This window comes from Klebsiella sp. 10, assembly GCF_018223925.1.
GTDB lineage: Bacteria > Pseudomonadota > Gammaproteobacteria > Enterobacterales > Enterobacteriaceae > Klebsiella > Klebsiella pneumoniae.
In genome coordinates this window covers 1-11,755 of the sequence record NZ_JAGRRB010000030.1, presented here as the reverse complement: position 1 = coordinate 11,755, position 11,755 = coordinate 1, and the positions used below count along the sequence as shown (strand labels likewise).

The 11,755-nt window shown below is 57.6% G+C and carries 8 protein-coding genes; 2 read left to right on the top strand and 6 right to left on the bottom strand.

Annotated features, from left to right (window positions below; genetic code table 11):
* Positions 1-423: 423 nt before the first annotated feature.
* The 4 genes from phoH to efeU all read right to left on the bottom strand — a co-directional run bounded on the left by phoH (position 424) and on the right by efeU (position 5,014).
* Positions 424-1,212: a phosphate starvation-inducible protein PhoH gene (gene phoH, locus KHQ26_RS25570; RefSeq protein ID WP_002898923.1), complete on the bottom strand. Its 789-nt coding sequence runs from the start codon at positions 1,210-1,212 to the stop codon at positions 424-426.
* Between the two features lie 504 nt (positions 1,213-1,716).
* On the bottom strand, positions 1,717-3,000 hold the full coding sequence (efeB, locus tag KHQ26_RS25565) for an iron uptake transporter deferrochelatase/peroxidase subunit (protein WP_020804583.1): 1,284 nt from the start codon (positions 2,998-3,000) through the stop codon (positions 1,717-1,719).
* A 4-nt stretch (positions 3,001-3,004) separates the two neighbouring features.
* Positions 3,005-4,132, bottom strand: a complete 1,128-nt coding sequence (efeO, locus tag KHQ26_RS25560) for an iron uptake system protein EfeO (RefSeq protein WP_020804578.1) — start codon at positions 4,130-4,132, stop codon at positions 3,005-3,007.
* A gap of 51 nt (positions 4,133-4,183) precedes the next feature.
* Positions 4,184-5,014, bottom strand: a complete 831-nt coding sequence (gene efeU, locus KHQ26_RS25555) for an iron uptake transporter permease EfeU (RefSeq protein ID WP_002898913.1) — start codon at positions 5,012-5,014, stop codon at positions 4,184-4,186.
* 270 nt (positions 5,015-5,284) lie between these two features.
* On the opposite strand from efeU, the gene KHQ26_RS25550 reads away from it, so the two are divergent.
* Positions 5,285-6,469: a NupC/NupG family nucleoside CNT transporter gene (locus tag KHQ26_RS25550; protein WP_002898911.1), complete on the top strand. Its 1,185-nt coding sequence runs from the start codon at positions 5,285-5,287 to the stop codon at positions 6,467-6,469.
* A 31-nt stretch (positions 6,470-6,500) separates the two neighbouring features.
* On the opposite strand, the gene KHQ26_RS25545 is transcribed toward KHQ26_RS25550, so the two are convergent.
* Both KHQ26_RS25545 and putP read right to left on the bottom strand, forming a co-directional pair.
* Positions 6,501-6,935 (bottom strand): DUF3574 domain-containing protein, encoded by a 435-nt coding sequence (locus KHQ26_RS25545; protein WP_004150827.1) that lies wholly within the window; start codon positions 6,933-6,935, stop codon positions 6,501-6,503.
* Between the two features lie 134 nt (positions 6,936-7,069).
* The gene (gene putP / locus KHQ26_RS25540) at positions 7,070-8,578 is read right to left on the bottom strand and encodes a sodium/proline symporter PutP (RefSeq protein WP_004147889.1); all 1,509 of its coding nucleotides are present in this window, start codon (positions 8,576-8,578) and stop codon (positions 7,070-7,072) included.
* Positions 8,579-8,999: 421 nt separating this feature from the next.
* Here putP and putA point away from each other — a divergent pair.
* On the top strand, positions 9,000-11,755 hold a 2,756-nt coding region (gene putA / locus KHQ26_RS25535; RefSeq protein WP_040224164.1), incomplete at its 3' end, for a trifunctional transcriptional regulator/proline dehydrogenase/L-glutamate gamma-semialdehyde dehydrogenase.

The following is an 11,755-nucleotide window of genomic DNA, read 5'->3' as shown; positions in this document are numbered from 1 at the left end:
TTTTTTTTCGCATGTGGCACCCGCCGGGGGGATGAGAACCCCCGACCGGGGTTCGACAACTGGCGCAGCCAGTTGGACAGACTGCCAGCCTGCGAGCGGGCTGCCCCGACAAAAACGCCGGGAGCGTTTTTGAACAACGCCTGCGTTGGCCCCGCAGGGGCGAGGCCCAGGGATGGGCCGAGTAACGGCGAGCGAAGCGAGTCAATCCCCCCCTCACCGCCATATTTTAAGAAGAGCTCGTACGCATGTACGGGCTTTTTTTTCGCATGTGGCACCGCAGACATCCCCGGGGTCGGCAGCAATGCCTCTCCCGGGCTACCAGACCCTACCCGCCAGGTAGCCCGGCTAAGCGCAGCGCCGCCGGGAGGATGCCCAAAAACAACAAAGCCCGGGCTAGCCCGGGCCTTGCTCACAGTATGACGATTAATAATAGGCTTTCAGCGTCCGCTGGCAGAGAGCCGAGCGCACGCAGTCATCGGTGGTGAAACGCACGATGCCGATCATCTCGTCTTCCTCAAAACGCGCCAGCGCATCGCTCAGGCCAGATCTCACGCCAGAGGGCAAGTCGCACTGGGTGATATCGCCATTGACGATGACCGTCACGTTCTCCCCGAGGCGGGTTAAAAACATCTTCATTTGCGCTGCGGTCACGTTCTGGGCCTCGTCCAGAATCACCACCGCATTTTCAAAGGTACGTCCGCGCATATAGGCGAACGGCGCGATTTCCACCTTGCCGATTTCCGGACGCAGGCAGTACTGCATAAAGGAAGCCCCCAGCCTTTTCACCAGCACATCGTAAACCGGTCGGAAATAGGGAGCGAACTTCTCGGCGATATCTCCCGGTAAGAAGCCGAGATCTTCGTCGGCCTGCAGAACGGGACGGGTAACAATAATTCTGTCCACATCCTTATGGATCAGGGCTTCAGCTGCCTTCGCCGCACTGATCCAGGTCTTGCCGCATCCAGCTTCGCCGGTAGCGAAAATCAGCTGCTTATTGTCGATGGCATTCAAATAATGCGCCTGAGCCTCATTGCGCGCCTCAATTGGGGAAGTATCACGGCTGTCCCGCGCCATGCCAATTGCTTCTACGCCACTCATTTGCACAAGCGATGTGACCGATTCTTCTTCACGCTGCTTATGGCTGCGTGAATCCCGTCTCAGCACACGTTTTGCTTCACGACGAGCTTTGATCACTGCTTTTTGTCTTCCCATGGATAGCACCTTGCGTTGTTGGTTTACATCACACGCGTCAACATCGACGCGACTATGCGCACGAACGATTGAGGTTTGGCTTCCTTGTAAGCCATTGCTTGCCGGTAGAACTGACAACGAGTCGCGGCTACGCGCACCGCGTACCCTGCCAAGGTTGTAATAATGCGAAGCGGAGAGAGAAAGAGTAAGAAAATCGCTGCCGGAAGCGGGGCTTCCGTGCTGAAGAGTACGGTCTGAGGTTTTACGTTGTCCGGTACGGGACCTTACCATTCGCGATCTCCATAGTGAAACGTCACACTGCCGGGAACTACCGCGTATGTAATAAGTACATCAAAAAAGATTCTTAATGCAACTTATTTTTCACAATGACGCAACAAATAGTTCTTAAGCAAGTGTAGGAGACTATCGGTCATTTGTATTACAGAAATATAACACATGGCAGGAAATATAAGAAAAATGAGAAAAACAGCAGAAAACGCCCTGCCCATACGGGCAGGGTCGGTATCAGGCCTGCAGCAGCGACTCTCCCAGATAGTGTTTTTCATCCACTACGCCGGGTAAAACAAAGAAGTAGCCCCCGCCGATCGGTTTGACATACTCCTCCAGCGCCTCGCCGTTAAGCCGTTTCTGCACCGTCAGAAAACCCTTTTCCAGATCGTGCTGATAGCAAACGAATAACAGCCCCATATCCAGTTGTCCGGCGTTAGTAACCCCCAGCGAATAGCTGTAGCCGCGGCGCATCATCAGGCTGGACTGGGTTTCCGGCGTGCGGGGATTGGCCAGACGAATATGGCTATCCAGCGCAATGACTTCGCCGTTAGGATCTTTACTGTAATCCGGGGTATCGTGTTCGTTTTTCATCCCCAGCGGCGCACCGGTGTGCTTGTCGCGACCAAAGATCGTCTGCTGCTCCTTGAGCGGCGTCCGATCCCAGAACTCCACGTGAAACTGGATAATTCGCGCCGCCTGATAGCTGCCGCCCACGGTCCAGGCCGGCTCGTCCTGATCGGCTGTCACCCACACTACCTTATCCATCAACGCGCTGTCGTGGCTCGCCGGGTTAGCGGTGCCGTCCTTAAACCCCAACAGGTTGATAGGGGTCTCTTTGCCTTTGCTGCGCGCCGCGCTGTCGGAGATAAACCCTTCCCGTTTCCAGCGCACGCTGAGCAGATCCGGCGTATGTTTGATGACATCACGCAGGGCGTGGATCACCGTATCCTGAGTATTGGCGCAGATCTGCAGCAGCAGGTCGCCATGGCACAGCGCGGCATCCAGCGAATCGTTGGGGAAGCGGGTCATCGGCTGCAGCTTTTTCGGTGCTTTATCCGCCAGGCCAAAGCGCTCATCAAATAGCGAATGGCCGACCGAGACGGTGATGGTCAGATTATCTGGTGCAATCCACGGCCCCAGGATGCCGGAATCCATCGGCGGCAGCCGCGGATTCGGCGTGTCCGGCGCCGGGCCGCCCTGGGTTAAAAAGGCGATACGCTGGGTCAGCAGTCGAAACAGCCGCTCGAGGTCGGCTTTATCAGCCGCCAGCACATCGAAGGCCACCAGCATCATCGAAGTCTGCTGCGGCGTCAGAATGCCCGCCTGATGCCGGCCATAGAATGGCTGCTTTTCCTGGCGCGCGTCGGGTGTGAGCGTCCCCGGGGAACTTTCCGCTTTTGCCGCATGCGCTACCGGGCAGCCGCCGGTGATGGCCAGCGCGCCGCCAAGCGCGCCGATCCCTTTCAGTAAGCGACGACGTGACGGCTCGTTCACGTCGTGGGGTTTCTGCTGTGCCATCGACTTAGTCCAGCCCCAGGATCCCGCGCAGCTGAGCCAGATCTTCCGCCAGGGTGGTGATCGGCCCTTTCAGCGCATTACGGTCGGCGGTGGTCAGCTTATCGTAGGTCTCGAAGCCGTCTTTGGTGCGATATTTGCTGAGGATGCTGTCCACTTTCTTAAAGTTGGCGTCCACTTTCGCCAGCAGCGCGCTGTTCTCTTTTTGCAGCTGCGGGCGCAGCAGGTCGACAATTTTCTGCGCGCCGTCAATGTTGGCCTGGAAGTCCCACAGATCGGTATGGCTGTAGCGATCTTCTTCACCGCTGATCTTGCTGGCCGCGACTTCCTCAATTAATCCTGCCGCGCCGCCCACGACTTTTGACGGCGGGAACGCCAGCTCGCTGATACGCTTTTGCAGCTCCAGCACATCGCTGTTCAGCTGATCGGCATATTTTTCCATCCCTTTGACGCTGTTATCGCCAAACAGCGCTTTTTCCAGACGGTGGAAACCGGTAAATTTCGGATCTTCCGCTTTTTTCTCGAAGTCGTCTTCGCGGGCGTCGATGCTGCCGTCAAGGTCAGAGAACAACTCGGCAATGGGCTCGATGCGCTCGTAATGCTGACGCGTCGGGGCGTACAGCGCTTTCGCTTTTTCGATATCGCCGGCTTTCACCGCGTCGGTAAAGGCTTTGGTGCCGCTAACCAGCTGCGCGGTTTCCGCCGTCACATAGGCTTTATAGGCGGTGATCGCGTCGCCGAGGCTCAGCACCGCATCCGCTTTCGCCGCGTCTTTGGTGGCGGCGCCGGTGACGATCAGTTTGCCTTTCGGGTTGGTGAGCAGGCCACAGGTCATGTCATATTCGCCCGGCTGCAGGTTCGCGGTGAGCTTCTGAGTAAAGCCCGGAGCGATGTTTTCGCGCTCTTCCACCACCATCACCCCTTTCAGAATCTCCCACTCCAGCGCTTTCTGGCTGTGGTTCTGAATAATAAACTGGGTTTTACCCGCGTTAACGGTCACCCGCATCGGCTCGCACTGCTTGTCGTTGACGGTGACTTTGACCTGCGGGATATCCGCAGCCTGAGCACCAAATGCAGAGCTGAGCAGCGCGGCCACGGTCACCCGCAGCGCATTACGGCGAAAATGAATCATCATGATCATCCCTTTCGGTAAGTAGAGTGTCGCTTATAAGCTCGCAGCGCCCGGTCAGGCAGCCCGCGAGGCAGTGGTATTATTCCGCGGCGGCAGGGCAAACAGCACCAGCGCCGGGATCAGATAAAGCAGATAGACAGCCACTTCGCTGACGCTCGGCGTCTCCTGATAACCGAAGATCCCTTCCAGCAGCGTGCCGAACAGCGTATGCGTCGACAGCACGTTGCTCAGATCGAAGGCGGTATCCTGGAACAGGTTCCACAGGCCCGCCTCGTGGAAGGCGCGGATCGCCCCCGCGGCCAGGCCAGCGGCCACCAGCAGAATAAACAGGCTGGTCCATTTGAAGAACACGCCAAGGTTAAGGCGGATACCGCCCCAGTAGATCAGGAAGCCCAGCACGATAGCGGTGGCCAGACCCAGCAGCGCCCCCAGCGGCGGCCAGATGCCGACATCCTGCTGGAAGGCCGCCAGCAGAAAGAAGACCGACTCCAGCCCCTCACGGGCGACCGCGAAAAAGACCATCATCACCAGCGCCCAGCCGTGGTGATTACCGCGCTGCAGCGCCTTGTCCACGGCCTGCTCCAGCTGCTGCTTGACGTTGCGTGAGACATTGCGCATCCAGAAGACCATCCACGTCAGGATCACCACCGCAATGACCGCGACGATCCCTTCGAACAGCTCCTGTTCACGCTGAGGAAATTCACCGGTGGTTTCGTTGATAAAGATGCCTAAGCCAAGACACAGCGCCGCCGCGAGGATCACGCCAATCCACATCACGCCAATCCAGTTGCCGCGCTGGGTGCGTTTCAGATAGCTGGCGATCAGGCTGACAATCAGCGCCGCCTCCAGGCCTTCGCGTAACATAATGAGAAATGGGACAAACATGCCAATACCCTTAAATGTAAAGCACCGTCAACGAATGCAAAAACAGGTAATATTTATGATAGTGATTATCATTACAATGCTCAGAAACACAAGCGAAATGTGCAGAGAATGATGATCAGTTGTAAATAAATCGCTGACAAATAATGACTTATGAAAATATTCGCCTGTTATGAAGGGAAAGAATAAGCAAAGGATTTTTTACGCCAGATATTTACCCGCCGTAGCGGCTATGGCTAAATGGCGGCCTTATTGACTTGCGAAAAGAACAACATGACTGCATTTTTTCATTTCCTGCTGGCGCTGGCGGTGATCCTCGCCCTGGCCTGGCTTGTCAGCTACGACAGACAAAAAATTCGTATTCGTTATATTCTCCAGTTGATTATTATCGAAATAGCGCTCGCTTTCTTTTTCCTGCACGCCGAAAGCGGCCTGTGGCTGGTAAAAAATATTTCCGGCTTTTTTGCTTCGCTGTTAGGCTTTGCCGCCGAAGGGACCAATTTCGTCTTTGGCGGCATGAGCGAAAAAGGCTTAGCCTTTATTTTCCTGGGCGTCCTGTGTCCGATTGTGTTTATTTCCGCGCTGATTGGTATTCTCCAGCACTGGCGGATCCTGCCGATTTTTATTCGCGTGATTGGCACCCTGCTGTCGAAAGTAAACGGCATGGGTAAGCTGGAATCTTTCAACGCGGTCAGCTCGCTGATCCTCGGCCAGTCGGAGAACTTCATTGCCTACAAGGGCGTACTGGGCGACCTCTCCTCACGGCGACTGTTCACTATGGCGGCGACGGCCATGTCGACCGTATCGCTGTCGATTGTCGGCGCCTATATGACCATGCTGGACGCCAAATATGTCGTCGCAGCGCTGATCCTCAATATGTTCAGCACCTTTATCGTGCTGTCGGTAATTAACCCGACGCGGCCGGGCAGCGAGCAGGAAATAAAACTCGAGAAGCTGCATGAATCGCAGAGTTTCTTTGAAATGCTCGGGGAATATATTCTGGCCGGCTTTAAAGTGGCAATGATTATTCTGGCGATGCTGATCGGTTTTATCGCCCTGATCAGCGCCATTAACGCGCTGTTCGCCACCCTGTTTGGTCTCAGCTTCCAGCAGATTCTCGGCTACGTCTTTTATCCGCTGGCGTGGCTTATCGGCATCCCGCTGAGCGATGCGCTAAACGCCGGCAGCATCATGGCCACCAAACTGGTCGCTAACGAATTTGTGGCGATGATTGAGCTGCAAAAGATTGCCGCCAGCATGACCCCTCGCGGGCTCGGCATTCTCTCGGTATTCCTGGTGTCGTTTGCCAACTTTGCCTCGATCGGCATTATCGCCGGGGCGATCAAAGGCCTGAATGAACCGCAGGGCAATATCGTCTCCCGCTTCGGCCTGCGGCTAGTGTATAGCGCCACGCTGGTAAGCCTGCTTTCCGCCAGCTTCGCCGGGCTGGTGCTGTAAAACAAACGGCGGGGCTGCCCCCGCCGTTTACTCAGAACTGCACGCAGACCGGCTGGTCGACACGCATCACCGACTCCTGCGCGAAGCGTGATTTATAGCCCTGGCGCAGAGCCTCAATACCGGCCTCGCTCTGCGCGTCATGCCCATGGATCACCATCAGCGCCTTGCTCTGCTCCCGCACCACCTGACCATTCTGGCCAAGCCACTGGCCGTGGGCATCAAACACCGTCAGCCCGTCGCGAAAGCGCGGCGTGACGTCACGGTCGACAAACTGTTGCCACTCTTCAGCGGTGATGTCTTTCCCCGCCGGGCGGCTCAGACCGAAGTAAAGCGTGGTTTGCACCATGGACTTATCCGCCGGGCAGACGCCGGGCTTCGGCGCGCTGGTCGATGAACTTCCACCCGCCACGCAGCCGCTGAGTAACCCTGCCAGCACCAGCGCCATTGCACCCTGTCTGAACGTCATCTTTGCTATCCTCATTGTTATTAGTCAGGAAATATCAGCGGATTTTCAGATAATTAGCAAGGGTTATAATATTCCGGCACGGCACCAGGCAATAAAAAGCCCGCCAGCGGCGGGCTCGTGAGCATTAGATGATCTTACTCAGCCGTGGCGCGTACCGGCGGCGGCGTATGGTAGTGGGCATCCGCTTCGGCAAAGCGCTGCTGCATGCTGGCCGACGGCGCTTTATCCAGCAGGCTAAAGACCACAATCCCGATGCTGCCGAAGACAAAGCCCGGAATGATTTCATACAGGCCCAGCCAGCCAAACTGCTTCCAGACGATCACGGTCAGGGCGCCAATCACCATCCCGGCCAGCGCGCCGTTACGGGTCATGCGCGACCACATTACCGAGAACAGGACCACCGGGCCAAAGGCGGCGCCGAAGCCAGCCCAGGCGTAGCTCACCAGACCCAGCACGCGGTTTTCCGGATTGGCCGCCAGGGCAATGGCCACCAGGGCAACCACCAGCACCATCATACGGCCCACCCACACCAGCTCTTTCTGACCGGCGTTTTTACGCAGGAAGGCTTTATACAGGTCTTCGGTAATTGCGCTCGAGCAGACCAGCAGCTGACAGCTCAGGGTGGACATCACCGCCGCCAGAATCGCCGACAGCAGGATCCCGGCAATCCACGGGTTAAACAGGATTTGCGCCAGTTCGATAAACACGCGCTCGGCGTTCTGGTTAACCGCGCCCGCCAGGCTCGGGTTGTTATTGAAGTAGGCGATGCCAAAGAAGCCGACGGCCACCGCCCCGCCGAGGCAGAGGATCATCCAGGTCATACTAATGCGACGTGCGTGAACGATGCTGTGGTGCGAATCCGCCGCCATAAAGCGCGCCAGAATATGCGGCTGACCGAAATAACCCAGCCCCCAGCCCATCAGCGAGATAATCGCCACGAAGTTCAGCCCTTTCAGCATGTCGATATTTTCGATGCTCTTCTGCTTAATCACTTCCAGCGAATCGCCAAAGCCGCCGACGGAAATAATCACGATCACCGGGGTGAGGATCAGCGCAAAAATCATCAGGCTGGCCTGCACGGTATCGGTCCAGCTAACCGCGAGGAAGCCGCCGACGAAGGTATAGATAATCGTCGCCGCCGCCCCGGCCCACAGTGCGGTTTCATAACTCATGCCGAAGGTGCTTTCAAACAGACGCGCCCCCGCGACAATTCCTGAAGCGCAATAGATGGTAAAGAACAGCAGAATAACCAGCGCCGAAATAATTCTCAGCACCCGGCTTTTATCTTCAAAACGGCCGGTAAAATAATCGGGCAGCGTCAGGGCGTTATTATTCACCTCGGTATGCACGCGCAGGCGACCGGCCACCAGCTTCCAGTTAATCCACGCCCCCAGCGTTAAGCCAATGGCGATCCAGCTTTCGGAAATCCCGGAGAGAAAAATCGCCCCTGGCAGGCCCATCAGCAGCCAGCCGCTCATATCCGACGCCCCTGCGGAAAGCGCGGTCACAAATGGCCCCAGACTCCTTCCCCCGAGAATATAATCATCGAAGTTTTTGGTCGAACGCCAGGCAATAAACCCTATCAATACCATACCAAAAATATAAACAATAAATGTCACCAGCATCGGTGTGCTAATAGCCATGCAAAGTCTCCAGAATTTTTATCGACAGCGTCCAACTTCGTCGTTTTTTTCCACTACCGGAACGGGGTAATGGCGCATTGTTTAATTGGGCGACCGTATCCTGACGGAAGCTTCGGTTTTTCACAAACGATTTAACACAGCATTTACACGAAAAACCGACGGCGCAAAACGTCAATTTGTTAGAGGTTGCACTCTCTCACGTTTTTAAAGGTTGCACCAAACAAAAGTGTTAACTCACGCATACAAATACCCTATGAGCCCGGGGTTAAATTTCTGCTATTTTAGGGGTTATTTTTAACAAATTAGCCATTTCACGGCTTCCGTCACAAGCCACAATTAACAAGGTTGCACAAAGTTGCAACATAGTGGATATTTCCATGCAACCGCATAAGCCTAACGATAAATGACAGGAGTTTTGAGCATGGGCACCACCACCATGGGTGTTAAGCTTGACGACGCAACCCGCGAGCGCATTAAATCCGCCGCGAGCCGTATTGACCGCACGCCGCACTGGCTGATTAAGCAGGCCATCTTTAATTATCTGGAAAAACTGGAGAACGACGAGACGCTGCCTGAGCTGCCGGCCCTGCTCTCCGGGGCCGCCAACGAAAGCGATGACGCCAGCGAACCAACGGAAGAGCCCTATCAGCCATTCCTCGAATTCGCCGAGCAGATCCTGCCGCAGTCGGTGAGCCGCGCGGCGATCACCGCCGCCTGGCGACGTCCGGAAACCGACGCGGTACCGATGCTGCTGGAGCAGGCCCGTCTGCCGCAGCCGCTGGGCGAACAGGCGCACAAGCTGGCGTATCAGCTGGCGGAAAAACTGCGCAACCAGAAAACCGCCAGCGGCCGCGCCGGCATGGTGCAGAGCCTGCTGCAGGAGTTCTCCCTCTCTTCACAGGAAGGGGTGGCGCTGATGTGCCTGGCGGAAGCCCTGCTGCGTATTCCGGATAAAGCCACCCGCGATGCGCTGATCCGCGACAAAATCAGCAACGGCAACTGGCAGTCGCACATCGGCCGCAGCCCGTCGCTGTTCGTCAACGCCGCCACCTGGGGGCTGCTGTTCACCGGAAAACTGGTGTCGACCCATAACGAGACCAGCCTCTCCCGCTCCCTGAACCGCATCATCGGCAAGAGCGGCGAACCGCTGATCCGCAAAGGCGTGGATATGGCGATGCGCCTGATGGGCGAGCAGTTCGTCACCGGGGAAACCATCGCCGAAGCGCTGGCCAACGCCCGCAAGCTGGAAGAAAAAGGGTTCCGCTACTCCTACGATATGCTCGGCGAAGCCGCCCTGACCGCCGCTGACGCCCAGGCCTATATGGTTTCTTATCAGCAGGCGATCCATGCCATCGGCAAAGCCTCCAACGGCCGCGGCATTTATGAAGGTCCGGGTATCTCCATTAAGCTCTCCGCGCTGCACCCGCGCTACAGCCGCGCGCAGTATGACCGGGTGATGGAAGAGCTTTACCCGCGGCTGAAATCGCTGACCCTGCTGGCGCGCCAGTATGACATCGGCATCAATATTGACGCCGAAGAGGCAGACCGTCTGGAGATCTCCCTCGACCTGCTGGAAAAACTGTGCTTCGAGCCGGAACTGGCCGGCTGGAACGGGATTGGCTTCGTGATTCAGGCCTACCAGAAGCGCTGTCCGTTTGTCATTGATTACCTGATTGACCTCGCCACCCGCAGCCGCCGTCGCCTGATGATCCGTCTGGTGAAAGGCGCCTACTGGGATAGCGAAATTAAACGCGCGCAGATGGAAGGTCTCGAAGGCTATCCGGTATACACCCGCAAGGTTTACACCGACGTCTCCTACCTCGCCTGCGCGAAGAAGCTGCTGGCGGTGCCGAACCTGATTTACCCGCAGTTTGCCACCCATAACGCCCATACTCTGGCGGCTATCTACCAGCTGGCAGGCCAGAACTACTACCCGGGCCAGTATGAGTTCCAGTGCCTGCACGGCATGGGCGAACCGCTTTACGAGCAGGTGGTGGGCAAGGTCGCCGACGGCAAACTGAATCGGCCGTGCCGCATCTACGCCCCGGTGGGCACCCACGAGACGCTGCTGGCGTATCTGGTGCGTCGTCTGCTGGAGAACGGCGCCAATACCTCTTTCGTCAACCGTATCGCGGACAATACCCTGCCGCTGGACGAGCTGGTGGCCGACCCGGTCAGCGCGGTAGAAAAACTGGCGCAGCAGGAAGGCCAGGCCGGCCTGCCGCATCCGAAAATCCCGCTGCCGCGCGATCTCTACGGCAGCGGCCGGAGCAACTCCGCCGGTCTCGATCTGGCGAACGAGCACCGTCTGGCCTCCCTCTCCTCTTCCCTGCTCAACAGCGCGCTGCATAAATGGCAGGCATTGCCGATGCTGGAGCAGCCGGTGGCCGAAGGCGAGATGCAGCCGGTGGTTAACCCGGCAGAGCCGAAAGATATCGTCGGCTACGTCCGCGAAGCCAGCGACGCTGAAGTGCAGCAGGCGCTGACCAGCGCTATCAACAATGCGCCGATCTGGTTCGCCACTCCGCCGCAGGAGCGCGCCGCCATTCTTGAGCGCGCCGCGGTGCTGATGGAAAGCCAAATGCCGACCCTGATGGGGATCCTGGTGCGCGAGGCGGGTAAAACCTTCAGCAACGCCATCGCTGAAGTGCGCGAAGCCGTTGACTTCCTGCACTATTACGCCGGCCAGGTGCGCGACGATTTCGATAATGAAACTCACCGCCCGCTGGGTCCGGTGGTCTGTATCAGCCCGTGGAACTTCCCGCTGGCGATCTTCACCGGCCAGATTGCCGCCGCGCTGGCGGCCGGCAACAGCGTGCTGGCGAAACCTGCCGAGCAGACGCCGCTTATCGCCGCCCAGGGCGTGGCGATTCTACTGGAAGCCGGCGTGCCGCCGGGCGTTATTCAACTGCTGCCGGGTCGCGGGGAGACCGTGGGCGCCGCGCTAACCTCCGATGAGCGCGTACGCGGCGTGATGTTCACCGGCTCCACCGAAGTGGCCACCCTGCTGCAGCGCAATATCGCCAGCCGCCTCGATCCCCAGGGCCGCCCGACGCCGCTGATCGCCGAAACCGGCGGGATGAACGCGATGATCGTCGATTCGTCGGCGCTCACCGAGCAGGTAGTGATCGACGTGCTGGCTTCCGCGTTCGACAGCGCTGGCCAGCGCTGCTCCGC